We start from the raw sequence: 26781 nt of genomic DNA on the forward strand, positions 1-26781 counted from the left end.
GGTAGCGACGGGTTCGCCCGCCGCCGGGCGCATGGACGCGCAGGAGGCGGCGGGCGCCTCGGAGGCGGGCAGGATGCCCGCCGAGAATGAGTCGCTACCGGGTTTTGCGGCCCCCACCCCGGTGCCACAACCAATGAGTTTAAAGTGTCTTGCTGCTGTGCCTTTACCCGAGCCAGGAAACTCCTAAGCGGCGTATCAGGTTGAAGCCGCCGCCCAGCACCAGGTTGTTGTCCAGCCCCACGCTGTCCAGCACGATCTGGATTTCCGAGGAGCGGGTGCCGGCATCGCAGATAATGATCATCATCTTGTCGGTGGGCAGCTCCTGGAAGCGCTCCCGGACCTCGATATAAGGGATGCTCAACCATTTGTCGGCCCCGAACTTTTCCACCAGTACCGAGGCCTCGTTGGGGTGGCGGATATCCAGGGCTACCCAGTCCGGCCGGCTGGCAAAGTCATCCATCCAGGCCAGAAAAACGGCGTTGTCCACGCAGCGCAGACGTCCGGATGCCAGGTTGTCGGCCACGTTGGCGGTGGCGTTCAGGGCATCCAGGGCGGTGGCAAAGGGCGGGGCGTAGGCCATTTCCACCTGGCTCACATCGTCGATGGTGGCTCCCTGTTGCAGCAGGGCCGCCGCCGCGTCGATCCGGGCCAGTACCGCGTCCCCCATGGGGCCGAAGCCCTGCACTCCCAGCAGCTGCCGGTTCTGACGATCAAACACCATCCTTAAGGGAATCACCGCCTGGGTGGGGAAGAAATGTGCCCGGTCGGACTGGGCGGTGGTCACCGCCGCGGCGTCAAAGCCCTCGGCCAGGGCGCTTTCCAAGGTAAGGCCGGTGGCTCCGATACAGCGTTCGAAGGCCTTGAGGGTGAAGCTGCCCACCCAGCCCTGGTAGCGGGTGGGGATCCCGGCCAGGTTGTCGGCCACGATCCGGCCTTCTTTGTTGGCCAAAGAACCCATGGGGGCAATGCCGGCCTTGCCGGTAAGCCGGTTTTTCACCGCGATGCAGTCGCCGGCGGCATAGATGTTCGGGTCCGAGGTCTGCAGCCGGTCGTTGACCACGATATTGCCCTGGGGGTCGACCAGCAGTCCGCCCTCCCGGGCCAGTTCACTGCGGGCCCGCACGCCAACCGCCATCACCACCAGATCGGCCTCCAGGGTCCGTTGCGGGGTTACCACCCGCCGCACCCGGCCATCTTCTCCCTCGATGGCGGTGGCCCCTTCGCCGGTGAAAACCTCCACCCCTTTCTCTTGTAAGTGCTGCTCCAGCATGCCGGCAAACTCCCAATCCACCAGGCGGGGCAGCAGTTGTGGCATAAACTCCAGAATGGCGGCCTCCAGCCCCCAGAGGTCGACAAAGGCCTCGGCCATTTCAATGCCGATGGCCCCGCCGCCGATGATTACCGCTTTGCCCACCTGTCCCTTGGCGATCAGCTCCTTGATGGCAATGGCCTGGTGCAGATCGCTGATGGTAAATACCCGCTCAAGATCGGCCCCGGCAATGGGCAGCCGGTTGGGGCTGCTGCCGGTGGCCAGCACCAGCTGATCGTAGGCAAGCTCCTCCCGGCTGCCGTCAGCCAGTTTTTCCACCAGAACTTTTTTTTCCTGGCGATTGACGGCTACAGCTCGAGTGCGGGTGCTTACCGTCACCCCTTTGGCCCGGGCAAAAAAAGATTCGTCCCGGGTCAGGTGGAAGGAGGTGTTGCGCAGTTCCTTTTCATCGGAGACATCGCCGGAGACATAATAGGGGATGCCGCAGCCGCCGTAAGAGATCAGGCTGTCCTGGTCGATGATCGTAACTTCGGCGTCGGGGAGCAGCCGTTTAACCCGGCAGGCGGTCTTGGGTCCGGCGGCAACCCCGCCGATAATCAAAATTTTTTTGCTCATGGTGGCTCCTTGCTGGGGCTGAATATATTAATAATGGGTAATGAATAAAAATAATGCTGAGCATATCCTGGAAAGAACGGTCTGTCAAAGCCGGATAAAAAGGGAATCCCCAGCGGCTTATTTTTTATTGACAAAGCCCGGCGGGCTGGATATTGTCCCAGGAATCTGAATATCCATTCAGGTTTCGGCTCGTTTTGCCAACCTCCGCGGCTTTAATTTGGTCAACAGCAGTTTGCCGGGTTATCATGTCGCTTTTTCTGTCTTCATTTTGCAATGTTTGCTCATGAATGGCGGAGGAGGTTAAGGGAATTTTCGTTTAATACATTCAACCTAAGGAGGAGTAGACATGCCGAAGCACGAAACGCCTTTAATGGACGATCTCGAGAAGGGTCCATGGCCAAGCTTTGTCAGCGACCTGAAGCGTCAGGCCGAGAAAAATCCCCAGTGCTGGGATATTATCGGTCAGATGGAGTTGTCCTTTAAAGATCGGATGACCCACTGGAAACACGGCGGTATTGTCGGTGTATTCGGCTACGGCGGTGGTATCGTCGGCCGTTATTCCGATGTTCCCGAGCAGTTCCCGGGAGTGGCCCATTTCCACACCGTTCGTCTCAACCAGCCCTCCAGTAAGTTTTATCGCACCGACCTGCTGCGCAAGATGTGCGACCTGTGGGAAAAGCGCGGCTCCGGCATGACCAACCTGCACGGTTCCACCGGCGACCTGATCCTGCTGGGTACCCGTACCGAAGAACTGGAGCCCCTGTTCTACGACCTCACCCATGACCTGGAGTGGGACCTGGGCGGTTCCGGCTCCAACCTGCGGACCCCCGAGTGCTGCATCGGCAAGGCCCGCTGCGAGTGGTCCTGCTACGACACCCAGGCCACCTGTCACGGCATGACCATGAAGTACCAGGACGAGATCCATCGTCCGGCCTTCCCCTACAAGTTTAAGTTCAAGTTCTCCGGCTGCCCCAATGACTGCGTGGCTGCCATCGCCCGTTCCGACCTCTCCGCCATCGGCACTTGGCGCGACAACATCCGCATCAATCAGGATGAAGTCAAGAAGTACATCTCCGGCGAAAACGTACCCAACGGCGGCGGTATTCCTGCCAAGGCCAAGAAGTTTGACATCCAGAAAGAGGTCATCGACCTCTGCCCCACCGGCTGCATGTGGATGGAAGGCGACGCCCTGAAGATCGACGATGCCGAGTGCACCCGCTGCATGCACTGCCTCAACGTTATGCCCAAGGCGCTGCGTCCCGGGGTTGATCAGGGTGCTTCCGTAATGATGGGCGCCAAGGCCCCCATCCTCGACGGCGCCCAGCTGGGCACCCTGGTGGTCCCCTTCATCAAGATGGATCCCGACAACGAGTTCGAGGAACTGGTTGACGTGATTGAAAAATGTTGGGATTACTGGATGGAGCATGGCAAGAACCGTGAGCGTTTGGGTGAGACCATTCAGCGGATCGGCCTGCCCACCTTCCTGCGGGTAATGGAGATCGAGCCCATTCCCCAGCACGTCAAAGAGCCCCGTTCCAACCCCTACGTTTTCTGGCGTGAAGAAGAGGTTGAAGGCGGCTGGCAGCGTGACGTTAAAGAGTTCCGTAAAAAGCACGCGCAATGATCCCGCTCCGGCGCTGGCCGGAACGAATAGTTTTGCCCGTGAACGAATATTACAAACTTTAAGGAGGCTTAGATATGGGTTACGATCCGGAAAATCCGATGAAAGACAGGATCACAGATATTGGTCCCCCACATTACGAGAAGATGTTCCCCCAGGTCATCAAGGACAACTACGGCAAGTGGTTGTACCATGAGATTGTTAAGCCCGGGGTGCTCAAGCACGTGAGCGAGACCGGTGCCGAATGCTACACCGTCCGGGTGGGCTGCGCTCGCCTGGTGTCGGTGGAGTACATCCGCGAGGTTTGCGATATCGCCGACAAGCATTGCGACGGCTCGGTTCGCTGGACCACCCGGAACAACGTCGAGTTCATGGTTGACGCCGAGAGCAAAGTGCAACCACTGCTGGACGATCTGGCTTCCCGCGGCAACAAGTTCCCCGTGGGAGGCACCGGTGCTTGTGTATCCAACGTGGTGCACACCCAGGGCTGGATCCATTGCCACACCCCGGCCACCGACGCCTCCGGCGTGGTTAAAGCGGTGATGGACGAGTTGTTCGATCACTTCACCAACATGGACCTGCCGGCCAAGTGCAAGGTCGCTTTGGCCTGCTGCCTCAACATGTGCGGAGCCGTACATTGCTCCGACATTGCCATCTTGGGTATTCACCGCAAGCCGCCGATGGTCGACCATGACGCCATCACCGGCCTTTGCGAGATTCCGCTGGCCATTGCTTCCTGCCCCCTGGGTGCGGTAAAGCCGGCTACCGTTAAGGACTCCAGCGGTAAAGAGATCAAATCGGTTAAGGTTAACGCCGAGCGCTGCATGTTCTGTGGTAACTGCTACACCATGTGCCCGGCCATGCCGCTGGCCGATCCCGAAGGTTCCGGTATCGCCATCTTGGTTGGTGGCAAGGTGTCCAACACCCGTAGTGGCCCCACCTTCTCCAAACTGGTTATCCCCTTCCTGCCCAACACTCCGCCTCGCTGGCCGGAGACCGTGGCGGCGGTTAAGAAGATCCTGGAAGCCTGGGCCGCCAACGCTCGCAAGTACGAGCGGGTTGGCGAGTGGGCTGAGCGGATCGGCTGGGAGAAGTTCTTTGAAATCACCGAGATTCCTTTCACCGACAAGTCCATTGATGACTATCGGCTGGCTTACGACACCTGGCGGACCACCACCCAGTTCAAGTTCACCAGCCACATTAAATAATTCCGGGACCCAAGGAGAACGGACATGGCACTGAGTATTGAAGAACTCAAAGAAAAAATCATGGAAAAGGCCTTGAAAGGTCCCAAGACTCAGTTGTACGTCAAGGACTTCTATGCCTGTGATCCCGAGGCCAAGCCGCGGGCGGTGAAGAATGCCGCCAACGACCTGGTCAAGGAAGGCAGGATGGTCTTCTGGTCTTCCGGCAGCACCACCATGTACGCCGCCAAAGAGCGCGCACAGAAGGAACAGGATTAATAACAACCGGGGCGGCGTAACGCCCCGGTTCTGATCCTGAAGTATGATACCGGGTCAGCTCTTTTAAGAGCTGACCCGGTTTTGCGTTTGTATGCCTCCGTTTATCTTCCCCTCTTTTTTCATGGAGAAAAAGTTTGATCAGTAAGCTAGCCAAAGAAACCGCCCGCCGCAGAACTTTCGGGATTATCAGTCATCCTGATGCCGGCAAAACCACCTTAACGGAAAAACTCCTGCTGTTTGGCGGGGCCATTCAGTTGGCCGGTTCGGTTAAGGCCCGCAAGGCCGCCACCCACGCCTTGAGCGACTGGATGAGCATTGAACAGGAGCGCGGTATTTCCGTTACCTCTTCGGTGATGCAGTTCGATTACCGCGACTATACCGTTAATCTGCTTGATACCCCTGGCCACCAGGACTTTTCGGAAGATACCTACCGGGTGCTTACGGCGGTGGACAGCGCCCTGATGGTTATTGATCATGCTAAAGGGGTGGAGCCGCAGACCGAAAAGCTGATGGAGGTCTGCCGGATGCGCAACACGCCGGTGGTCACCTTTATCAACAAGCTTGACCGCGAGGGCATGGACCCCTTGGAGATCCTGGCCCAGATTGAAGACAAGTTGCAGATTGAATGTGTGCCGCTATCCTGGCCGGTGGGCATGGGCAAGCAGTTCAAGGGGGTATACGATCTTTACCGGGGGCAGTTGCATCTCTTTACCCCCGGCCGGGACACGCGAGCCGACGAGGGTGGGGTGACGATCCGGGATCTCGATGATCCCCGTTTAGATGAACTGCTGGGTTCGGCGGCGGACAAGTTGCGTGAGGATCTGGAACTGTTGGCCGGGGCCGCCAACCCCTATGATCACCAGGAGTTTCTCAAGGCCAGCCAAACGCCGGTTTTTTTCGGCAGCGCCATCAATAACTTCGGGGTCAAGGAACTACTGGATGCCTTTGTCGAATTGGCCCCGGCCCCCGGTTGTCGGCCGGCCGAACCGCGTCCGGTTTGTCCCGATGAGGAAAGCTTCTCCGGCTTTACCTTCAAAGTGCAGGCCAACATGAACCCTGCCCACCGCGACCGTATCGCCTTTTTTCGCATCTGCTCCGGCAGGTTTCAGCGCGGCATGAAAGTGAAGCATCAGCGCTTGGGCAAGGAGGTGGTGCTCAGCAACGCCACTATTTTCATGGCCCAGGACCGGGCCAACGTTGAAGAGGCCTATCCCGGCGACATCATCGGGATTCACAATCATGGCACCATCAAGATCGGCGACACCTTTACCGCCGGTAAAGATGAACTCCGTTTTACCGGTATTCCCAATTTCGCCCCCGAGCACTTCCGTCGGGTGCTGCTGAAAAATCCTCTCAAGGCCAAGCAGTTGTCCAAAGGCCTGGTCCAGCTTGCCGAGGAAGGGGCGGTGCAGGTTTTTCGCCCCCTGCAGGGGGGAGATTTTATCCTCGGCGCAGTGGGGGTGTTGCAATTTGAGGTCACGGTGGCCCGGCTAAAAGCCGAATACGGGGTGGAGGCGGATTATGAACCGGTGGCCTATGGCGCCGCCCGCTGGGTCAGTGCCGATGACCGTAAGCTGCTGGAGGAGTTCAAGGCCAAAAACTGGAACAACATGGCCCTGGATGCCGAGGAACACCTGACCTTTCTCAGCGAAAGCCCCTGGATGCTCTCCCGGACCATGGAGATGTTTCCCCGGGTAACCTTTCACAAAACCCGGGAACACTCCTGAACGCTTACCTGATCAGAGGTGGCCAAGCTGTAAGCCAACGCCACCGGAACAGCCCTGCCCAGCCCGGGCCGGGGGAGCGATCAGGGGCGGGGCCGGCTTCAGGCTCTCTTCCCGCCCTTCCTCCAGGGCGGCCTGCAGGCGCCGTAACACCGCATCCCGGCGTTGTTGGGCCAGCTCACGCAGTTCATCCCGGCCGACAGTGATGCTCCCGGGTTGCAGGGGCCGGCTCTCCGGTGGCGGTTGGCCAAGCTCTTCCTCGTTGCCCTCGCCGCTTAGCTGGCGGGCCAGGGCCGCCACCGCCTGCCGGCGTTGTTGTTGCACGGCCTGTTCCTTCTTGTCCAGCAGGGCCTGCCGGTCGCAGGTGAAATCGCTGACCCCCTGCAGATGCAGGGAAAGCAGAGGGCGTCGGTTAAGGGCTGCTGCGGTTTGATCAAGTTGGCGGCCACTTTCCCGGCTCAGGGTGCTGCTGCCGGGGGCAAAGGTGATCTGCTCGGTTAGCTGCAACTCCGGTAACTCCCGGGCCAGCAGGCTGAAAGGATCTTCGGCGGCCGCGGTTTGCCACTCGCTTAATTTGGCCGTCAGCGCATCCAGGTAGCGACTTTCCGGCCTTTCCCGGTCCAGGCTGGCGGCCAACTCAAAAGGAATCTGCCGTTGCCGGTTGGTTAGCAGGGCCTGGAGCAGGAGCAGGGGGGGACCATCCTCCGAGGTTGCCGCCAGTTTCAGGTTGCCGACCACCAACTGCTGGTTGATGATTATTTTGCCGTTATGGCCGACAAAATTGCTGCGGCCGTCCAACTCCCCCTGCTTGATGGTTCCCGCCAGCCGGGGCTCCAGGTAAGCTGCCAGGGCGGTCAGCGGCATCTGGCGCAGAGTCAGCTCGGCCCTGGCGACGCCACCGGTGTCGTGGCCCGGCAGCACCCCTTCCAGCTCCATGACGCTTGCTGTCGGTCCCCGGGCGGAAAGGGCAAAGGTCAGCTCGGCGCTTCGCTTTAGCTCCAGGTTGCCGTTGATCTCGTGTAACCCCAGGTTGAAAACCGGTTCCTGGCGCTGATCGCTGAACTCCAGGCGGCTGTTGTGCAACAAAAGCACCTCGGGAAACCAGCGCAACCCGGCAAAAAAACGGGGATGGGCGAAGTTGGTATAGCGGTTTTCTTCCCGCACCAGGTGGGCATAGCCCTGGTGGATGGCCATGGCGGACACCGGTCGGCCCCGGCGCAGCAGCGAGAGCAGGCTGGTATCCATGGTCAGGGTGCGGAAGGAGAGCAGCGGGTCCACCCGGTCGAAGGGGTCCGCCTTGCGGGGGCCGATGATGCCGTTGTGCAGAATCATGCGCCCGGCCAGCGGTCGCCATTCGGCCCGGGCTATGGTTACCGGCCGGTCCAGCTTTTTTTCTAGCGCCTGGGAGAGCAGCCTGGGAGCGGTCAGGGGGAAGAGCACCAGCGCCCCGGCCAGGTAAAAAAAGAGCAAAACGGCGGCCAGCAACCCGGGCCAGAAGAGGTGATTTGCAACTTGCCGCCGGCGGCTGGAGGAAGTTCTGCGCCGCCCCGGCGGCTTTATTTCCTGCCCGGCTGGCTGAGGTTTGCGCCATGATGGCGAATCGGCGGGAATCGTGGCACCGTCGGCCGGCGGCGGTGATTCGGCCAGATAGGCCTCCCCGGCGATGGGGATCTCGCCGATGGGGTCGGTTTCTTTTCGCTGCAATTGGTTGGCCATGGTGCGCAGGTCTGGCTGGATTTTTGTATGCCATATGGCGGGCGTGTCGCTGCCGGCTGGCGGTGCAACAATGGGCCGTGAAGGTGGCGGAGGGCCGGATGACATGCTATAATCAGCCGCCGGTTTGCTGCCAGCGGGGAACGTTCAGCAGCGCCAGCTATATTAACCATCTCCCTTCGTGGTGGCAACCGTGAAACAAATTTCGGCGGTGTTTAATTTTTTTCGCGGCCTTATGGCCCTTTTGGCGATTCCCCTGTTTACCGGACTGGTCAGCTTTGCGGCCCTGCCGCTGGCGATTTTTCTTGGCTACCGGGGCGAGCAGTTGCAGTTTCTGGCCCGCTGGTGGGGCCGAGCCATCTGCCGGGTCAGCGGGGTGAAGGTTGAGGTGGCGGGTCTGCAGCACCTGGATCCCGGCCGTACCTATATCTTTGCCGCCAACCATCAGAGCCAGTTTGATATCTTTGTGCTGCAGGGCTTTCTGGCTTTTGATTTTCGCTGGCTGGCGAAAAAAGAGCTGTTTCAAATTCCGCTGTTTGGCTGGGCCATGCGCCGGGCCGGATATATTCCGGTGGATCGCAGCCATGGCCGCCGGGCCATGGTCAGCCTCAACGAGGCGGCCAAAGAGATTGCCGCCGGCACTTCGGTGATTATTTTCCCGGAAGGCACGCGCAGCCCCGATGGCCGACTGCAGCCTTTCAAGGCCGGGGCCATGGTGCTGGCCATCAAGTCGGAAGTGGAGATCGTGCCGTTGGCCATCGTTGGTACCCACGAAATCCTGCCCAAGGGTAAGTTGCTGCCCAAGCCCGGGCGGGTGTTGATTCGCCTTGGGGAGCCGGTCAAGGCGGCCGACTATACGGTGAAAGATAAACAGGCACTGGCGGCGAAGCTGGAAAACCAGGTTCGCTCGCTTATGTGAAAATCAGTTCGCCGCGACTTGAGTCCAGGCTGGCCGTTGCCCCCAGGGGCAGGGTCAGGTTGCGCCGGCCGTGGCCGACCGGAAAGTTGCCCCATATCGGGAGCTGTTGGGCGGCGGTAAGCTCCAGCAGGAGTTGCCAGATATCCTCCTGCGGGCCGCAGTCCTGGAATTCCCCCAAGATCAGGCCGGCCAGCCCTGTCAGGCGACCGGCCAGGGCCAGTTGGGTGAGCAGGCGGTCGATGCGGTAGGGGGCTTCCCCCACGTCTTCCAGCAGTAGAATCGACCCGCGCAGGTCAGGCTCCCAGGGGGTGCCCAGCAGGTGATTGAGGCAGGCCAGGTTGCCTCCCAGCAGAGGGCCGCGGGCCTGGCCGGGGCGGATGATCTCAAGACCGGCCGGGCGAATGGGGCGGCAGTAGTCGCCGCCGATGACCTGAAAAAAATGGCGCACCGACTCCCGGTCGCTGGTCGCCAGGGTGCTGAGCATGGGGCCGTGCAGGGGGCAGGTGCCGGTTTTTTGCAGCAGGGCCGACTGCAGTACGGTCAGGTCGGAAAAACCGATGAGCAGCTTGCGGCGGGCGGCCAGCAGTTCCCAGTTTAGCAGCGGCAGCAGCCGCAAACAGCCGTAGCCGCCTCGCAGGGCCAGCAGGGCTTTGACTTCGGGGTCGCGCCACAGTTCGTGCAGTTCCTCGACCCGCTCCCGGTCTTCCCCGGCCAGGTAGCCCCGGCGGCGTTCCAGCAGCCCCCGCCGATGGCGGATGACAAAGCCGGCCTCGTTGAGCAGGCGCAGCCCGGCTTCGGCGGCGTCGCGGTCCTGCACCGGCCCGGCGGGGGCGAAAACGCCGATGGTGTCGCCGGGGCGCAGCGGCGGCGGCAGGTGTCGGGCGGTTGCCGGTTGGCGGTTGGCGGCAGGTTCAGTGGTTGCGGGCATGGATCAAGCGCAGTCCTTCCAGGGTTAGCAGGGGGTCAACTTCCTCGATCCCCTCGCTGTAAGGGGCAATCAGTGCCGCCATCCCGCCGGTGGCGATGACCTTGGGGTCGGCCGGAGCCATTTGCGCCCGGATGCGCCGGATCAGGCCATCGACCAGCCCGGCGTAACCGAACAGCACCCCCGAGCGGATGGCCTCCACCGTGCTGTTGCCGATGGCTGCCGCCGGGGGAGTGGCAATATCCACCCGGGGCAGCTTGGCGGTGCGTTGCCCCATGGCTTCCAGGGCAATGGCGATCCCGGGGGTGATGGTGCCGCCCAGATAGGCGCCGTCGGCGGAAACACAGTCCAGGGTAATGGCGGTGCCGAAGTCGATGATGATCAGCGCGCCTTGGTGCTGCTGGTAAGCGGCGGCGGCGTTGACCAGCCGGTCGGCCCCCACTTCGGCGGGGTTGGGGAGCTCAACCCGGATCAGGCAGTCCAGTTCGTGGCTGACCACCATTGGTGCCACTTTCAGGTCCTGGCCCAAAAAACGCTGGGCAAAACGGTTCCAGGTCGAGGTCACCGGCGGCACCACGCTGGCGATCACCATGTCGCTGATATGCCCGAAGGTGATTTTTTCCATGGTGAACAGGGTGTGCAGTCGGGCCGCCAGTTCATCGACAGTGACTGCCTGACTGGTGCCAAGGCGCCACTGGCTGCGCAGCCGGGTGCCGTCGAAAAGCCCGATAACGGTGTGGGAGTTGCCCACGTCGATGGCCAGAAGCATGGTCTTGTTCCTTGCCGGGCGAGAGTGGGTTGCACTCTCCGGGGCCCACGGGTTAGAATGAAAGGTTGCAGGCATTCGGGTGAATGCCGGGACTTTATCAGCCGGACTTTACCAGCCCGACTTTACCAGATAGACAGGCTCTTTGTCCAGCGGCGGCAGCGGTTGCCGGGGGAAAGAGGTTAAGCAAACAAGAAAAGCTCCAAGGAGAAGCAATAATGGAATATCTTGAGGTAGTAACCACCGTGGCCACCAAGGAAGACGCCGAGCGGATCGCCAGGACCTTGCTGGAAGAGCATTTGGCGGCCTGTGTTCAGATCGTCGGCCCCATTACCAGCATGTACCGTTGGCAGGGAGAAATCGAGCGGGCCGATGAGTACCAGTGCCAGATCAAGTGCCGGGCCGATCATTTCAAGCGTATCGAGGAGAGTATCGCCCGGATTCACCCCTATGAGGTGCCGGAAGTGGTGGCACATCCGCTGCCGGCTTGCAGCAGCGCCTACGAGAAGTGGCTGCAGACGGAACTGCGGGATTAAAAGCCGTGGCAGCGCAGGAAAACAATCAGCCCAAACGGCGTCGGCGCCGCAAGAGCAGTTTTGTCTGCCATTGCTGCCGCCAGACCTTGCCTTACTGCCTGAACTGCCCCTGTGGCTTCGAGATTTGCGAGGCCTGTTTTAAAGACAACCTGTGGGGGCTGAGCAACGGTCCCACCTGGATCTGCCCCGATTGCGGCCGGGTCCGGATGACCATGTAGCATGCGGGGGGTGGGATGATTAAAAAACGTTGCCCGGCAAGGCATAAGCCCAGGTTGTTTGCCCGCGGGTGGTTGCTTTGATGGCGCCCGGCGAGTTGCTTACCGGGCTGGCGCTCCCTCTGGTCAGGATTTTTTTCTTTATCTCCCTGGGGTTGATTCTGGCCAGCCTGATCGAGGAATTGGGCTGGAGCCGGATGATGTCGCGCCTGGCTCTGCCGTTTGTCCGTTTTGGCCGCTTTTCGGAGACCTCCGGGGCCAGCTTCGCCCTGGCCTTCATATCCGGAGTTTCGGCCAATACCACCCTGGCCGAGGCTTATCGCGACGGTAAAATAGGCCGCCGCGAGGTGTTGCTGGCCAATCTGCTCAATAGCCTGCCCCGTTTTTTCCTGCATCTGCCCACGGTTTTTTTTCTCATGGCGCCCTTCATCAAAGGGGCGGCCCTGCTGTACGTGGGGCTGACCTTTTGTGCCGCCCTGCTGCGAACCTTGCTGATTGCCGCAACCGGGCGGTGGCTGCTGCCGGCCCCGGCGGCCAGGCCTGTGGCCCCGACCGGGGGGGGCAAACCCTCCCTGCGGGAGGCTCTGCTCAAGGCCTGGAAACGCCTGCGCCGCCGGTTGCTGCGTATCATGCTGATCACCGCCCCGATTTACGCGCTTTTTTTTATGGCGGCAGCATGGGGTTATTTTGCCCTGTTCAGTGCCTGGGTGGAGGAAAATTTCAGCCTGCTGGCCTTTTTGCCGCCGGAGGGGATTGGGATCATCGTGCTGGTGGCGGCCACCGAGCTGACCGCCGGGCTGGCGGCGGCCGGCGCCCTGCTGGACGGCCACACCATGGCCAACCGGGAGGTGGTGCTGGCGCTGCTCACCGGAACCGTGCTGGCCGCCCCCATTCAGGCCTTGCGCCACCAGCTACCCTATTATGCCGGGATCTTCCCGCCCCGCCTGGCCGCCGAACTGATCGTGGTCAGCCAGCTTTTCCGGGCCGGCAGCGTGATTCTGGTGGGGACGGTGTATTTCTTCCTCAGCGCCTGAAAACGGCCGCCGGCTGGCACGGCAGGGCCACGTCAAAGCATTGGTTGTGGCACCGGGGTGGGGGCCGCGAAACCCGGTAGCGACTCATTCTCGGCGGGCATCCATGCCCGCCTCCGAGGCGCCCGCCGCCTCCTGCGCGTCCATGCGCCTGGCGGCGGGCGAACCCGTCGCTACCGGGTTTCGCGGCCCCCGTCCAGCGCCACGCGACTTTGACGTTGCCCTGGTCGGCACAGCTCCGGCTCTTGTCAAAGGCGGCGGCAGCAGGTAGAGTAAATCTGTTGTGGACGCTTGGCCTTGCATGTAGTTACGCAGCCCCAATAACCAAATTACCGGGAGGCAGGTTATGAAAACATGTGCCCTGCAGGATTTTATGGAAGAGTTGAAACCCTGGCTGGACCAGGATCATATCCGCCGGGCCGAAGTGGATGCCCGGGGGCGTTTCACCCTCTATTTCAATGACGGCATGAAAAACGTATACGCCATTGATGATTGCGTCCAGGCCCAGCTTGCCGAAGTGGTGCAGGATCTGCGGCGGCGGGGCATTGAGGTGGAAGAAAGTTGATGCGGCGACAGAGAGCCGAAAGGTGAGGAATAATGAGCGAGCGAATTATTGATGTGCTGATCATCGGCAGCGGTCCTGCCGGCTTGCAGGCGGCGGTGCACGCGGTACGCAAAAAGGCCGAGGTGGTGGTGTTGGGCAAGGTGGAGCGCAGTGCCATTTACCAGGCCCATGTGGAAAATTATTTATGCGTGCCGGGAGTTACCGATGGCAGTGAACTGATGGCCACCGCCCTGGAGCAGGCGCAGAAATTCGGGGCGGAAGTAATCGCCGAGGATGTTCTCAACATCGAGCAGGACGGCGAATTGTACAAGGTGAAAATTGAAAGCGGCCGGCAGTTCATGGCCCGGACCCTGATTTTCGCCACCGGCAATGCCAGGAAAAAACTCAAGGTGAAAGGGGAAAAGGAGCTGAGTGGTAAAGGGGTCAGCTACTGTGTCGACTGCGATGCCAATTTCTACCGTAACGCCAAGGTGGCGGTGGTGGGCAACGAGTCGGCGGCGGTGGACGGGGCGATTACCCTCACCCGTTACGCCTCGGAAGTCCATTTGGTGGCCCGTAAGCTGGAGGCCTCGCCGGAACTACGCGCTGAGCTAAGCCAAAGCCCTGTGCAGCTGCATGAAGGCCAGTGGGTCAAGGAGATCCAGGGCGAGCAGGCGGTTGCCGGCTTAGTGCTGGAAAACGACACCACCCTGGAAGTGGAGGGGGTGTTCATCGAGCTGGGGGCCAAGGGGGCCATGGACCTGGCCGCCACCATGGGGGTGGCCATGGACCCGGAAACCTTTTCCTTTATCGCCACCAACAAGAAGCAGGAAACCAATATGGCCGGCATTTACGCCGCCGGCGATATCGCCGGCCCCCCCTGGCAGATGGCCAAGGCGGTGGGCGAGGGCTGTGTGGCCGGTTGGGAGGCCGCTAATTTTGCCGCCAAGCAGAAACGTGCCGACGCTGCCTGAGCCGGGCAGTAATCGGGGCCCGGGCCAGTGATGGTAAACCAGCTTCCCGGTGCGCCGCCGGCCCCGAAAGATACCAGCTTGATGCACCAGGCATTAGAGGCTGCCCGGGCGGCGGCGGCGCGTGGTGAAGTGCCGGTGGGGGCCCTGCTGATTGATCGGCAGGGGGAAATCCTGGCGGTGGACGGCAACCGCACCATTGGCGATCATGATCCCAGCGGTCATGCCGAAATCGTTGTGCTGCGCCGGGCGGCCGCCCGGATCGGCAATCACCGGCTGACCGGGACCACCCTTTACGTCACCCTGGAGCCCTGCCTGATGTGTGTGGGCGTCATGATCCAGGCCCGTATCGAGCGCCTGGTCTTCGGGGCGAATGACCCCAAGGCCGGAGCGGTGGTTTCGTTGTACCGGTTGGCCGCCGACCCTCGCCTCAATCACCGCCTGCAGGTGACGGCAGGAGTGCTGGCCCGGGATGCAGGCCAACTGTTGCGGGATTTTTTCCGGGCCCGACGCTCTTGAAACGGCGTGGGCTATGACCAGGACAGCGCCACACGGCAAGTGCAAAACAAACCTTGTCGTCTTACCAAGCTTGCGGTAAATTAGCCCGCTCTGCCAGATTCTTTGGCCGGCTTGCCCTGCGCAGCCCGGACTGAACCAGGCAGGACCAGCATAGCAGGAGAGGTGCCGGAGTGGTCGAACGGGACGGATTCGAAATCCGTTGTACCTCCTGGGTACCGTGGGTTCGAATCCCACCCTCTCCGCCAGCCAAACCGAGGGCCTGCCATTGACCGCCTCCTTCACCGCCCTTCCGATCGAGCCGCAGCCGGATACCACGACCTGCGGGCCGACTTGCCTGCATGCGCTGTATCGTCATTACGGGCGCGAGATGGCGTTGGCGCAGATCATCGACGAGATCCAGCGCCTGGACCATGGTGGGACGCTGGACGTATTCCTGGCCAACCACGCGCTGGCGCGGGGCTTTTCGGCCATCGTTTACACCTACAACCTGAAAGTGTTCGACCCGACCTGGTTTGTTGGTCGCAAGACCGATCTGGCGGCCAAGCTGCGGGCCCAGGCTCGAGCCAAGCGCCGACCCAAGCTGCAGGTTGCCACCGACGGCTATCTTAGTTACCTGGCCGGCGGTGGTGAGATTCGCTATGCCGACCTCAACCGGGCCTTGCTGCGGCGCCTGCTGAGCAATGGTGAACCGGTACTGACCGGCCTGAGTGCGACCTACCTGTACCGGTCAGCGCGCGAGTGGGGCCCCGACGACATCGACGATGACGTGCGTGGCGAGCCGGTTGGGCATTTCGTGCTGCTGGCCGGTTATGATCGTGCTACCCGTGAGGTGTTGGTGGCCGATCCCATGCACGATAACCCCCAGGGCAGCCAGAACTACCGGGTGCACGTTGATCGGGTGATCGGCGCGATCCTGCTTGGTGCGCTGACCTACGACGCCAACTTGCTGGTGCTCAGGCCATGCGCCAACTGATCGTAGTAAGCCGGCCGGAGGACTGGCCGTTGAAGATTGCCGGGGTCGAGAAGGTGACCGCGCGCGACTACCTGACCGACCCGGTCTGGTCGGCGCTCAAGTCGGCCCGGGTCTACAACCTGTGCCGCTCTTACCGCTACCAGGCCAACGGCTACTACGTTTCTTTGCTGGCGGCCGCGCGCGGCCACAAGCCGTTGCCGGCGATCAACACGATCCAGGACCTGAAGTCGCAGAACGTGATCCGGGTCTCCTCGGCCGAGCTTGGTCGGTTGATCGAAACCAACTTCAAGCCGCTCCACTCCGATCATTTCACCCTGAGTATCTATTTCGGACGCAACCTGGCGCGGCGCTACGAGCGGTTATCGCGGGCGCTGTTCAATCTGTTCCCGGCCCCCCTGCTGCGGGCTGAGTTTCAGCGCCTGGAGGACGGTTGGGTGTTGCGGCGCCTGGGCACACCGGCCTTCAGCGAGATTCCCGAGAGTCACATGGATTTCCTGCGCGAGTCGGCCGAGTTGTATTTCTCCGGCAAGCGGCCGCGGCGCACGGCGCGCAAGGCCAGCCGTTTTGACCTGGCCATGCTGGTCAATCCGGACGAGTCCGATCCGCCGTCGGATGAGAAGGCGCTGAAGCGTTTCGAGCAGGCCGGCGAGGAGTTGGGTTTCAACATCGAGCGGATCGGCCCGGACGAGATCGGGCGCCTGTCCGAGTTCGATGCCCTGTTCATCCGCGAAACGACCGCAGTCAATCACCATACTTTCCGCTTTGCCCGCCGCGCCACGGCCGAGGGGCTGGTCGTGATCGACGACCCGGATTCCATCCTCAAATGCACCAACAAGGTCTACCTGGCCGAGATGCTGCAGCGCAACCAGATTGCCGGGCCGCGCACCCTGCTGGTTCATCGCGACAACGCCGAGCGGATCGAGGCTGAACTGGGTTTGCCGGTGGTGCTCAAGCAGCCCGACAGCGCCTTTTCGATTGGCGTGGTCAAGGTCCACGATGCCGAGACCCTGCGCTTCAGGGTTAATGCCTTGCTCAAGAATTCGGACCTGATCGTGGCCCAGGAATACCTGCCGACCGCGTTCGACTGGCGGGTCGGGCTGATTGATGGTCGGCCGCTGTACGTCTGTCGTTACCACATGGCGCGTGGCCACTGGCAGATCATCCATCGTGAGGGCGGGAAGAAGCACGAGGGCGATGCCGATACCCTGAGCGTCGGCGAGGCGCCGCCGGCGGTGATCCAGACTGCGGTGCGCGCAGCCGGCCTGATCGGCAAAGGTCTGTACGGGGTTGATTTGAAGGAAGTCGACGGCAAGATCATGGTGATCGAAGTCAACGACAACCCCTCAATCGACGCCGGGGTCGAAGACGCCGTACTCAAGGGGGCGCTGTACCGCGAAATCATGGGCGTGATCTTGCAGCGGGTCATGGCGCACAAGCTTGGCCAGAGGTGAGGCGGGTGATTGGCTGGCAGGCGGGCAAAGCTTCTCGCAGAGGAACAGAGGCGCCAAGGAGGCAAAGGTGGGAAAGTTTAAATGATGAAGCTTTAGCGAGTTGAAAACTGATGCCGACTCTTGAACCCGTGACACCATTGCTGAAGCTGCGTGCCTTTGCCGGCTACGGCATCGAGCTGGAGTACATGATCGTCGATCACCGGACGCTGGCCGTCCGGCCGCTGGCCGATCGGCTGCTGATCGGGCCGGACGGTGCGGTGGTCAACGAGGTTGATCACGGTGAGCTAGCCTGGTCAAACGAGCTGGTTCAGCATGTGCTCGAGCTCAAGACCAACGGGCCGGCCGAGTCGCTGGTCGGCCTGGGCGCGCGCTTTCATCGCGACCTGGTTGAGATCAACGGCAAGCTGGCAGCCCTGGGCGCCGGCCTGCTGCCGACCGCCATGCATCCGCTGTTTGATCCGGCCCGCGAGACCCATCTTTGGCCTTATGGCCAGAACGAGATCTACGAGGCCTATGATCGGATCTTCGGCTGTCGCGGCCACGGTTGGTCGAATCTGCAGAGCATGCATATCAACCTGCCGTTCTACGATGAAGAAGAGTTTCGCCGTCTGCACGCGGCGATCCGTATCGTGCTGCCGCTGATTCCGGCGCTGGCTGCCGCCTCGCCGCTGGAGCAGGGCCGTCGTTCGGCTTGGCTGGACAATCGGCTCAGGTATTACCGCGACAATCAGAAGGCAATTCCTGAAATTTCGGGCCTGGTCGTGCCCGAGCCGGTGACCGGGATTGAGGACTATCACCGGCAAATTCTCGAGCCGATGTACGCGGCGATCCGGCCGCATGACCCGAACGAGGTTCTGAGTGATGAATGGCTCAACTCGCGCGGGGCAATTGCCCGCTTCGAGCGGCAGACCATCGAGATTCGGGTGATCGACCTGCAGGAGTGCCCGGCCGCCGACCTGGCGATTGCCGAGGCGGTGGTCGAGCTGGTCCGCGCCCTGTACAAGGAGCGCCTGGCCGGCTTCGCGGCCCAGCAGGCGCTGTCTACCGAGGCCCTGGCCGAGCAGATGTGGCGCTGCGGCGAGCAGGGCAGCCAGGCGGAGATTGGGTCTGAAGCATTGCTGGCGTTGTTTGGTTGCGATCGGCCCCTGACGGCGGCTGAACTCTGGCGCAAGCTGCTCGAGGACGGTTTGGCCGTCAGCCCGACTGCGGCCGGAATGCTCGAACGAATAATTGTCCGCGGCAGCCTGGCCGAGGCGATCGTGCGGCGGTTGGGTTCTGTGCCGAGCGAGGAGGAAATTCGCCTCTGTTACCGGGAGTTAGGCTTATGTCTGGCCGAAAACCGCCTGTTTCTGTCCTGATCACGACCGAGCATGCCAGTGCCGCCGTGCCAGAGCGCTGGCGCCCCTTGTTTGCCGGCCACGAGGCGATCCTGCAGACTCACCGGGCCTGGGACCCTGGCTCCCGCGAACTGGGCCGGGCCCTGGCCGAGGTCCTGGATGCGCCGTTGCTCGAAGGGCAGGTGACCCGGCTGCTGGTCGATCTCAACCGTTCCGCCGGCCACCCCCGGTTGTTCAGCGAATTCAGCCGGGCTTTACCGGCATCCCAGCGCCATGTGCTGATGGCCGAATATTGGCAGCCACACTGGCAGGCCTACGCCGAAACGGTGACGCGTCTGCCGGGACCGGTGCTGCATCTGGCCTGTCACAGCTTCACGCCGGTGCTGGACGGGGTGGTACGAACGGCCGACATCGGCCTGCTTTACGATCCGGCCCGGCCCGGCGAACGTCGCTGGTGCCAGGGTCTGCGCTCGGCCATCGCCGAACGATTGCCGGGTTTAAGGGTGCGCATGAATTACCCGTACCGTGGCGTATCCAACGGGCTCGGCCAGCAGCATCGTCGCCGGTTCCGTGCTGCGCAACTGATCACCATGGAGCTTGAGGTCAATACCGCGCTGGTCGATGGCCCGGGCTGGGACCGGATCATGACCGGGTTGGTTGCGGCGGTAAGCCGGGCAGCAGGCAGTCGGTGCTGATGCCATTGACCGCCCTTGGCAGGCTGGCCAGGCGCTCGGGATCGTTGACGGGTAAGCCCCGGAATACTTGAAACACTTACCGCAAAGCCGGGTTTAGGCAAAATCCACTTCCAGGGTGCGCCGCAGATAACCGGGCAGCAGGTGAAAGGCCTCCAGCGGTGAGATGGGGGGGCGCCGCCGGTCGACTTTGATTACCTGTTCGCCTTCGGCGGTTTGATTCTGGTCCGGGATGATCACTTCCGCCCGGCGGGACAGGGGGATGCCGCCGGTGTCGGTTACCGGCAGCAGGGTGGGGCCGTTGCTGTCCAGCACATAAGCCAGTTGCCCGTTGGTCAGGGTGACTACGCTGCCCGCGGGGTAAATCCCCACCGATTTAACAAAGGAATGCAAAACATACTGCAGCAAGGGGTTTTTGCCGGCGTAATGGTGAAAGATGTCGGTCACCACCCCCACCGGGTTCATGGCCTCCTTGTAACAGCGCTTGGAGGTCATGGCGTCGTAGATATCCGCCAGCTTGCAGACCTTGACATAGGTCGGCACCTGCCGGTAGTCATGCTCCGGGTAGCAGTCGGGCTCGTGGCGGAAAAGGCCGGCGTGGTGGTAACGGCAGACATTGACGATATGGGGGTCGGTGATTTTGTTTTTCTCCAGAATCAGCGAGGCTTTGTCGGTGACGTGTGACCTTACCTCGGCAAACTCGGCGGGGGTCAGCTTGCCGGTTTTGTTGAGGGTTCGCGGCGCCACCATTACCTTGCCCAGGTCGTGCATGAAGTAGCCGATGGCGATGTTGCGCAACTCCGAATCGGTGTAGTAAACAAAAGATTGCTCGTCATCGGGCCTGACCAGCGGAATTTCGCCGGCATGCAGATTGAGAAAGGTGTTAATGGCGGTGCCGAAGGTATTGCTGAATCTCTGCATCACCACCGTGCCGATGGTGCAGACGTTGATGGAGTGATTATAGAGGTAATCGTCGTAGGAAAAAATTTCGCGGGTCAGGTAGGCGAAGGTGTTGTCGCTGTTGCTGACAAAGTCCACCAACTCGTTGACGGTGGCGGCGACCGGTTCCGGGTCGAACTCGCCGCCGCTGGCCCGAATGGATTCCAGTACCTCTTTGATGCAGCTTTTGGCCTTCTCGTACTTGTAGGCGGCCTCCTTTTTCATGGTCATGATTTCGTTGATCCGCCGATCAACGTCGGAAGCAGCGGCGGCCAGGTTTGGTTTTTCGGCCCCGGCGGCATCGGCTGCCATTGACGGCAACGCAATCTTGCGGCCTTTCCGATCCCAGAGGCCGCCGGTCTGCTGTTCGGAAACCGGCACCATCGCCGCCCCCAGCTTTCTGGCCTTGACCAGGATCTGCGGGTCTTCCACCAGTACGCTTTTCTCCAGCAACAGCAGCCCGTGCTTGTTGAACACATCCACCCCGGTCCGCACTTTACCGCCACTGCGTACCAGTTCGATCAGGCGATCGATGGGTAGATGCGGCGAGTTGGGGTCGGATGCTACCTGTTGCTGATCGGCATTCATGTACAATCCACCATTGGCTGATGTGGCCGGCAACCATCTTGGCCGCTGCGGGCTGTTCATCAAACAGGTCTGCTGGCTGATACCATTGTTTTGATGATACCTCGACTTAAGCATAAACAGCAATATTTTTTGTCTCTTTGGCCAAGGTCGGGATGGGGTATTCATGGAGCATGGTTCAGGCTGGGTGTAATGTCTTAAAGATTGTCAGGATGCAGAGCCCTGCCCGGCTGGTGGTCCAGGGCCTCTCGGATCAGGGCGCGAAACAGGCGCTGGTGTACGTTTTTCTGGGGCAGATATTCCGGGTGCCATTGCACCCCGATGCACCAGCTGTCGGCGGCTTCGATGGCCTGGATGATCCCGTTTTTCTCCCGGCCGGTGGCGTGCAGGTGTTGACCTAAAGAGGCCACGGCCTGGTTGTGGATGGCATTGACCAGGATTGAGTTGGCGGCAAAAATGGCCGCCAGTTGGGAGTTGCCGGCCAGATCAACCTTTTTTACCGGCAACAGGCCCCGTACCTGGGGAGTTTCGGTGTAGAAGCCGCTCAAGTCACGGTTTAAGGTGCCGCCGCGAACCACGTTGATCAGTTGCATGCCCCGACAAATACCCAGGATAGGTTTGCCGGCGGCCAGGGCCTGGTTGATCAGCTTTTTTTCCAATCGATCGCGTCGCTGGTCTAAAACGCCGCCGTGGGCTTGGAACATCAGGCGCAGCAGCCACAGGAAGGGGTAAAAAAAGTAACCAATTAAACGTTGGGCGAGGCGTTTTTCCGCAGCCTTAATTTCCCCCGGGGCGGGGCCTTCGTCTTCTGCGTACAGTTCCGGGTCGACATCGGCGCCGCCGCCGATGATCAGAGCGTCGAAATGGCGCCCCGCTTGTGGTTTGCCCGGTCGCACCCGGAAGGGGCGGCCGCCTGCCCGGCGCACCGCCCAGGCGGTGAACAGCCAGGCCGGCCAGCCGCCCCGATCCGGGCCGGTAACGGCCACCACCGGTCTCAAGCGCCGGGAGGGGAGGAGGTGCTGTTTAGAACCAGTCACGAATTTTTTCCGCCCAGTCATCGGCGAATTGTCCCAGGGCCTGGGCCGGACGTTGCAGGTATGCGGCGGCGGCGGATTGCAGCCGTTGCGAATCGGCCGCCAGATGTTCCACCTCCGCCCAGCCGTTGAAAGGTTGGGCCAGGCTCCAGGCGGGGTCGTCGATTTCGCAGTTGGGCAGCCGGTAGTGCAGTGCCGGCCGGGGTTTGATCAGCTCATGCTCCACCGGGGCAGTCCTGATCCGTTCCGGGTCAATTTCGGCAAACAGCGGCAGCATATCCAGGGGGCGGTTGCGGGTGAGGTTGTGTTCCAGGTAGTCGTCGATCAACTGCTCCATGGTTGGCTGGTAATCAGGCTGCAGGATATTGCGGCCGTAACTGCCGGGGAAAGGGCGGATGTAGGGCGAGATCTGGCGGGCTAAATCGATATTACCGGCTTTGACCAGGGCCTCGTAGAGCAGAATAAAGGCCTGCAAGATGGCGGTAAGCCAGTCGGCTGTCAGCCGGTGGGCCTCGATGTTGATCTGCAGCCCGAAGGCGTAAAGCAGGGAAGATTGGGTGCCGCGGGCCCCTTGCTGCTGCAAAGCGGCCCGGACCCGGTCCAGGCGGGGCAGGGCAGCCAGCGGCAGGGGCGGGGCCACGATCTCGTGGGGGACCAGGATGCCGGCCGCCTCTGCCAGCCAACGCTCCAGGGTTTCGCTGTCCTCGTCATCCAGCTCGATTCCCAGGTGGCGCAGGTGTTCCCGGTAGCGGCGGTCCTGCAGCACCCGGGCGTCGAGTTCAATTACGAAATCATCAAACTCCGGTACGCAAACCCGGCTGAGAAAGGGGTTGAGGTATTCCACCCGGCCGCCGAATTCGGCCTGTACCGCCTGCGCCATGGTGGCAAGGTCCACCCCTGCCATCTCTATTTCAACCCCCACCTGGCGGGGCTGCCCGTTGGGGCCGGTGGTCCAGGGCAGAGGGCGGAAGTTTGCGGGCATCAATTTCCTCCTGGGGCTGGCCGTGGGGCGTTGGGTCTGCTGTGAAGGTTTGCGGCTTAAGTTGGGAAGTCTCCCTGGTCCCGGAAACCCTCCCTGATTACCTGGAATTTACCATCGGTTTCATCAAGCTGGTAAATGTTGAAGTTGGTCCGCATATCAAGCCCCGGGTAGTGGACGGCAAAGTTGAGCGAGGCTGAACCTTCCGGGCCGCTGACAATACGGTGAAAGACGTAGCGGGGCCAGACCAGCATGGCCGGACCCGGGTAAATCTCGCTGCCGTCGGTTGCCAGTATTTTATCCGGCGTGACGGTGAAACTCAAGCGGCCATGCTTGGGGTGATAAATGTCCACCATTCGATGGCCGAACAGCACGATCAGGTTGTCGTCCTGGTGCGGGTGCATGTACCAGGGTCGGGCCACCTCGCCCACCGGTCCCGGCGAGACGGCGCCGCCCTGGTGCAGCACCCGGTCTATGGCATCGATGCGGGGCAGTACCTCCATGGGTACGTTGTCGAACAGCACCCCGGGTGTTTGCCGCAGTGGTTTTAAGGGGATGATGCGGTAGAATCCTGGTACTTCCTGGTAGCTTTCAGTCTTCATCGCCTTCTCCATGTTGAGTTGGCTGTTTTAGGCATGGCACCCCTTTGTGCCCCAAGATTCTGGTGCGGGGGCGAAGCCGGTGCCGGCGGTAGCCTGCAGCGGCCTGGGGCAGGCTGCCGGCTGGTTCGCCACTTGGCGCGGTTAGTCCAGCATACCGTTGTTGCGTAAATCTTGCTGCCAGGCCTCTATCGTCGACCATTGGGCCTGGCGGGATCTGCTTTCCGTCCAGGCCGCCAGTTCGGCGAATCTTTGCCGTACTTGTCGGCGGCGAAGGGCGGTGAGCTGGTGGTGATCCTGGCCGGCGGCAAAGAGTCCTGCCAGGCGGTTCAGGGCGGCTGCCAGTTGCTCCGGTGCGGCCAGCCGGCAGAGGCTGCCGGCGTGCAGACGCCGCAGGGTTACCGGCGGGTCGCCGGTATAGGCGAAGTGGTGGCGGGCCGCCAGCTTGAGAAAAAAGGCCCAATCCTCGCCCGGAAACTCCATTCCAAAGCCGCCGCAGTCGGTAAAAGCCCGGCGCTGCACGGCCACCGCCGAAGGAACCAGAAAACACCAGCGCAGCAGGGCCTCAAAACAGTCCCCGGTTTTTGCTTCGCCCGGCGCCGGAATGGCAAACTCGCCGCCGTCGACCAGGTTCAGATTGCGGGTGGGGCCGTAGGCCACCGCATAGCGGCCGGCCAGGGCGGCCAGCAACCGTTGGGCGTGATCCGGCAGCCAGAGATCATCGGAATCAAGGAACAGGATGATCTCCGTCGATGCTGCTGCCACCCCGGCGTTGCGGGCCGCGCCTGGCCCCCGGCCGTCGAGTTGCAGCAGGTGCAAGCCGGGATAAAGGGCGCGCAGGGTGGCGGCGGTATGGTCGCGGGAGCCGTCATCGACCACGATGATCTCCGCCGCCGGCAGGGTCTGGGCCAGTACCGAGGCCACCGCCTCCTGCACCATGTCACCCCGGTCCCGGGTGGGAATCACGCAACTGTAGCGCAGGTTCAGCGACATGCGGTGTGCTGCGATGACCTTTTTAGCCGCACTCGGAGTAGCCGCAGGCGTGGCAAACGCAGCAGCCTCCTTCATGCTCGATCACCCCGCCGCATTCCGGGCAGGCACCGAACAGGTGGTTGACCTCGTCCAATGATTGGTCCCGGTGGCCGTTGGTCTTTTCCAGGTGTTGGCGTATGGCCTGGGCGATGGCGTCGGCGCAGGATGTCACCTTGTTTTCCCCGAACCCGGCCGGCTTGTGGCAACTGATGCCGATCAACTGCTTGATCATCGGTTCCGGCGGCATGCCGCTGCGCCAGGCCAGTGAGACCAGCCGGCCGATGGCCTCGCACTGGCTGGCGGCGCAGCCCCCGGCCTTGCCCACAGTGTTGAACAATTCGAACAGGTGCTTATCTTCATCCTGGTTGATCGTTACGTACATGGGGCCGCAACCGGTGCTCATCTGGTAGGTGCAGCCGGTGAGCATGGCCGGCCGGTCGCGCTTGAAGGGCTTCTGCGGCAGCACTGGGACGGCTGCAGCCGCCTTTTTGTCGGTCTTGCCGATGTTGAGCACCTGGTTTTCCCGGCAGCCGTCGCGGTAAATGGTCATTCCCTTGCAGTTCAGTTCATAGGCCAGCAGGTAAGCCTGGCGCACCTCTTCCTCGGTGGCCTGGTGGGGGAAGTTGATGGTCTTGCTCACCGCGTTGTTGGTGTGGCGCTGGAAGGAGGCCTGGATGGCGATATGGTTTTCCGGGGTGATGTCGTGGGCGGTTTCAAAGATCCGCCGGTATTTGGCGGGGATTTCCTCCAGGCCCGCCAGGGTGCCGTTGTGGGCGATCTGCTTGACCAGTTCGTGGGAGTAAAAGCCCTCTTCCTTGGCGATCTTTTCAAAACGGGGGTTGACCTCGAACAACTCGTCGTTGTCCATCACCCGCCGCAGGAAGGCCACCGCGAACAGCGGCTCCACCCCGCTGGAACAGCCGGCCAGGATGCTGATGGTGCCGGTGGGGGCGATGGTGGTGCGGGTTGCGTTGCGCACCGGGGTTTTGGGGTCCTGGCGGCCATAGATGCTGTCCGGGAAGTTGGGAAAGGCACCCCGGCTTTTGCCCAAAGCGATGCTGGCCTTCAGGGCCCGTTCATCGATGAAACGCATCAGCGCTTCCGCCAGCTCCACCGCCTCCTGGGAGGAGTAGGGGATTTCCAACTGCACCAGCAGATCGGCAAAGCCCATCACCCCCAGGCCGATCTTGCGGTTCTGCTTGGTAACCTGTTCGATTTCCGGCAGCGGGTAATTGTTGATATCCACCACGTTGTCCAGGAAGTGCACGGCGGTGTCCACGCAGTAACCCAGACGCTCGTAGTCAAGCTTGCCGTCCTTGACCATGTTGGCCAGGTTGATGGAGCCCAGGTTGCACGACTCGTAAGGCAGCAGCGGTTGTTCGCCGCAGGGGTTGGTGGACTCGATCTCACCGGCCTCGGGGGTGGGGTTTTCGGCGTTGATCCGGTCGATGAAGACCACTCCCGGTTCACCCGACAGCCAGGCCTGTTTAACGATCTGGCGAAAGAGTTTGGCGGCGTTCTGGTAGCGGACGATCTCGCCGTTACGGGGGTTGATCAGGGCGTAATCGCCGTTTTCCGCCAGGGCCCGCATGAACTCGTCGGTGATGGCCACCGACAGGTTGAAGTTGTGCAGCACGTCCAGGTCCGACTTGACCTTGATAAAATCCATGATGTCGGGATGATCCACCCGCAGGATGGCCATGTTGGCCCCCCGCCGGGTGCCGCCCTGCTTGATGGTCTCGGTGGCGCAGTCAAACACCGACATGAAGGACAAGGGGCCGCTGGAGATGCCCTTGGTGGAGTGCACCACGTCGTTTTTGGGGCGGATGCGGGAGAAGGAAAAACCGGTGCCGCCGCCGCTCTGGTGGATCAGGGCGGTCTGCTTCACCGCTTCGAAGATGCTGGGCATGGAGTCTTCGATGGGCAGTACGAAGCAGGCCGACAACTGGCCCAGCTTGCGCCCGGCGTTCATCAGGGTGGGGGAGTTGGGCATGAAGTCGAGCTCGGCCATCAGCCGGTAAAACTCCATGGCCAGGGCCTCGGTGTCGGCCGTGGCATCGTAAAGCCGTTCGCTGTTGGCGATGGTGCTGGCCACCCGCCAGAGCATGCGTTGGGGAGATTCCAGCACCTTGCCCTGCTCGTCCTTTTTCAGGTAGCGGCGCTTGAGTACCGTCATGGCGTTGGCGGAAAACTTTGGCTTGATGAGGCCGGCGGGCATTTTGGCGGTTTTGATCGAGGCTTTTTCGAGCATGGAAGCTCCTCCTGGCGGTCAGGTTGCGTTAGGTTGCTGTTTTGGTATACTAAATTGGTCTGGCCACAAAATATGGG

At 61.6% G+C, this 26781-nt stretch carries 25 protein-coding genes and 1 tRNA gene; 16 read left to right on the forward strand and 10 right to left on the reverse strand.

Translation table 11 applies throughout. The features are described 5' to 3' along the window. Positions 1-163 precede the first annotated feature (163 nt). Positions 164-1885 carry an FAD-dependent oxidoreductase gene (locus DAAHT2_RS01515; protein WP_013162537.1) on the reverse strand — a complete coding sequence of 574 codons (1722 nt, stop codon included), beginning with the start codon at positions 1883-1885 and terminating at the stop codon, positions 164-166. 346 nt (positions 1886-2231) lie between these two features. On the opposite strand from DAAHT2_RS01515, the gene dsrA reads away from it, so the two are divergent. From dsrA to DAAHT2_RS01535, 4 genes are all read left to right on the forward strand, one after another. Continuing rightward, the gene (gene dsrA / locus DAAHT2_RS01520; RefSeq protein ID WP_013162538.1) at positions 2232-3509 is read left to right on the forward strand and encodes a dissimilatory-type sulfite reductase subunit alpha; all 1278 of its coding nucleotides are present in this window, start codon (positions 2232-2234) and stop codon (positions 3507-3509) included. Between the two features lie 74 nt (positions 3510-3583). Beyond that, positions 3584-4714 (forward strand): dissimilatory-type sulfite reductase subunit beta, encoded by a 1131-nt coding sequence (gene dsrB / locus DAAHT2_RS01525; protein ID WP_013162539.1) that lies wholly within the window; start codon positions 3584-3586, stop codon positions 4712-4714. Between the two features lie 24 nt (positions 4715-4738). After that, positions 4739-4969 (forward strand): dissimilatory sulfite reductase D family protein, encoded by a 231-nt coding sequence (locus DAAHT2_RS01530; RefSeq protein ID WP_013162540.1) that lies wholly within the window; start codon positions 4739-4741, stop codon positions 4967-4969. 134 nt (positions 4970-5103) lie between these two features. After that, a complete protein-coding gene (locus DAAHT2_RS01535; protein WP_013162541.1) occupies positions 5104-6696 on the forward strand; it encodes a peptide chain release factor 3 in 1593 nt (530 codons plus the stop codon). Between the two features lie 12 nt (positions 6697-6708). Here DAAHT2_RS01535 and DAAHT2_RS01540 read toward each other — a convergent pair whose 3' ends face one another. Beyond that, on the reverse strand, positions 6709-8409 hold the full coding sequence (locus tag DAAHT2_RS01540) for a DUF748 domain-containing protein (RefSeq protein WP_013162542.1): 1701 nt from the start codon (positions 8407-8409) through the stop codon (positions 6709-6711). A gap of 190 nt (positions 8410-8599) precedes the next feature. Between DAAHT2_RS01540 and DAAHT2_RS01545 the strand changes: the two genes are divergently transcribed. Then, positions 8600-9325 (forward strand): lysophospholipid acyltransferase family protein, encoded by a 726-nt coding sequence (locus DAAHT2_RS01545; RefSeq protein WP_013162543.1) that lies wholly within the window; start codon positions 8600-8602, stop codon positions 9323-9325. On the opposite strand, the gene DAAHT2_RS01550 is transcribed toward DAAHT2_RS01545, so the two are convergent. After that, complete coding sequence (locus tag DAAHT2_RS01550) at positions 9318-10253, reverse strand: S66 peptidase family protein (protein WP_013162544.1); 936 nt, start codon at positions 10251-10253, stop codon at positions 9318-9320. The two genes, DAAHT2_RS01545 and DAAHT2_RS01550, sit on opposite strands and share 8 nt — an antisense overlap. Next, the gene (locus tag DAAHT2_RS01555) at positions 10237-11019 is read right to left on the reverse strand and encodes a type III pantothenate kinase (protein ID WP_013162545.1); all 783 of its coding nucleotides are present in this window, start codon (positions 11017-11019) and stop codon (positions 10237-10239) included. Before DAAHT2_RS01555 ends, DAAHT2_RS01550 begins: the two co-directional genes overlap by 17 nt. 215 nt (positions 11020-11234) lie before the next feature. On the opposite strand from DAAHT2_RS01555, the gene cutA reads away from it, so the two are divergent. From cutA to DAAHT2_RS01610, 11 genes are all read left to right on the forward strand, one after another. Further along, entirely contained in the window at positions 11235-11552 is a 318-nt protein-coding gene (cutA, locus tag DAAHT2_RS01560) for a divalent-cation tolerance protein CutA (protein WP_013162546.1), read from the forward strand. A 5-nt stretch (positions 11553-11557) separates the two neighbouring features. Continuing rightward, positions 11558-11770, forward strand: coding sequence for a hypothetical protein (locus DAAHT2_RS01565; protein WP_013162547.1), 213 nt, complete (start codon positions 11558-11560; stop codon positions 11768-11770). Between the two features lie 80 nt (positions 11771-11850). After that, positions 11851-12801 carry a membrane protein gene (locus DAAHT2_RS01570; protein ID WP_013162548.1) on the forward strand — a complete coding sequence of 317 codons (951 nt, stop codon included), beginning with the start codon at positions 11851-11853 and terminating at the stop codon, positions 12799-12801. A 343-nt stretch (positions 12802-13144) separates the two neighbouring features. After that, positions 13145-13363, forward strand: coding sequence for a cell division protein FtsQ (locus tag DAAHT2_RS01575; RefSeq protein WP_013162549.1), 219 nt, complete (start codon positions 13145-13147; stop codon positions 13361-13363). Positions 13364-13395: 32 nt separating this feature from the next. Further along, positions 13396-14316 carry an NAD(P)/FAD-dependent oxidoreductase gene (locus DAAHT2_RS01580; RefSeq protein WP_013162550.1) on the forward strand — a complete coding sequence of 307 codons (921 nt, stop codon included), beginning with the start codon at positions 13396-13398 and terminating at the stop codon, positions 14314-14316. Positions 14317-14346: 30 nt separating this feature from the next. Continuing rightward, on the forward strand, positions 14347-14832 hold the full coding sequence (gene tadA, locus DAAHT2_RS01585) for a tRNA adenosine(34) deaminase TadA (protein ID WP_013162551.1): 486 nt from the start codon (positions 14347-14349) through the stop codon (positions 14830-14832). Between the two features lie 156 nt (positions 14833-14988). Continuing rightward, positions 14989-15077: transfer RNA gene (locus DAAHT2_RS01590), tRNA-Ser, on the forward strand. Between the two features lie 122 nt (positions 15078-15199). Beyond that, a complete protein-coding gene (locus tag DAAHT2_RS01595) occupies positions 15200-15805 on the forward strand; it encodes a C39 family peptidase (protein WP_218915032.1) in 606 nt (201 codons plus the stop codon). After that, complete coding sequence (locus DAAHT2_RS01600; protein ID WP_013162553.1) at positions 15793-17256, forward strand: RimK family ATP-grasp domain-containing protein; 1464 nt, start codon at positions 15793-15795, stop codon at positions 17254-17256. Before DAAHT2_RS01595 ends, DAAHT2_RS01600 begins: the two co-directional genes overlap by 13 nt. Positions 17257-17366: 110 nt before the next feature. Then, a complete protein-coding gene (locus DAAHT2_RS01605) occupies positions 17367-18614 on the forward strand; it encodes a carboxylate-amine ligase (protein WP_013162554.1) in 1248 nt (415 codons plus the stop codon). Beyond that, positions 18581-19288, forward strand: a complete 708-nt coding sequence (locus DAAHT2_RS01610) for an N-formylglutamate amidohydrolase (protein ID WP_013162555.1) — start codon at positions 18581-18583, stop codon at positions 19286-19288. The genes DAAHT2_RS01605 and DAAHT2_RS01610 overlap by 34 nt, the downstream gene beginning before the upstream one ends. A 93-nt stretch (positions 19289-19381) precedes the next feature. Here DAAHT2_RS01610 and DAAHT2_RS01615 read toward each other — a convergent pair whose 3' ends face one another. From DAAHT2_RS01615 to DAAHT2_RS01640, 6 genes are all read right to left on the reverse strand, one after another. After that, entirely contained in the window at positions 19382-20812 is a 1431-nt protein-coding gene (locus DAAHT2_RS01615; RefSeq protein ID WP_013162556.1) for an HD-GYP domain-containing protein, read from the reverse strand. A 194-nt stretch (positions 20813-21006) separates the two neighbouring features. Further along, on the reverse strand, positions 21007-21867 hold the full coding sequence (locus tag DAAHT2_RS01620) for a gamma-glutamyl-gamma-aminobutyrate hydrolase family protein (protein ID WP_013162557.1): 861 nt from the start codon (positions 21865-21867) through the stop codon (positions 21007-21009). Then, positions 21833-22825 carry an amidoligase family protein gene (locus DAAHT2_RS01625; RefSeq protein WP_013162558.1) on the reverse strand — a complete coding sequence of 331 codons (993 nt, stop codon included), beginning with the start codon at positions 22823-22825 and terminating at the stop codon, positions 21833-21835. Before DAAHT2_RS01625 ends, DAAHT2_RS01620 begins: the two co-directional genes overlap by 35 nt. Positions 22826-22881: 56 nt before the next feature. Further along, positions 22882-23424, reverse strand: a complete 543-nt coding sequence (locus tag DAAHT2_RS01630; RefSeq protein ID WP_013162559.1) for a hypothetical protein — start codon at positions 23422-23424, stop codon at positions 22882-22884. Positions 23425-23565: 141 nt separating this feature from the next. Next, positions 23566-24414, reverse strand: a complete 849-nt coding sequence (locus tag DAAHT2_RS13665; protein WP_013162560.1) for a glycosyltransferase family 2 protein — start codon at positions 24412-24414, stop codon at positions 23566-23568. A gap of 22 nt (positions 24415-24436) precedes the next feature. After that, positions 24437-26704, reverse strand: a complete 2268-nt coding sequence (locus DAAHT2_RS01640) for a vitamin B12-dependent ribonucleotide reductase (RefSeq protein WP_013162561.1) — start codon at positions 26702-26704, stop codon at positions 24437-24439. Between the last annotated feature and the right edge of the window lie 77 nt (positions 26705-26781).

This window comes from Desulfurivibrio alkaliphilus AHT 2 (assembly GCF_000092205.1).
Taxonomy (GTDB): domain Bacteria; phylum Desulfobacterota; class Desulfobulbia; order Desulfobulbales; family Desulfurivibrionaceae; genus Desulfurivibrio; species Desulfurivibrio alkaliphilus.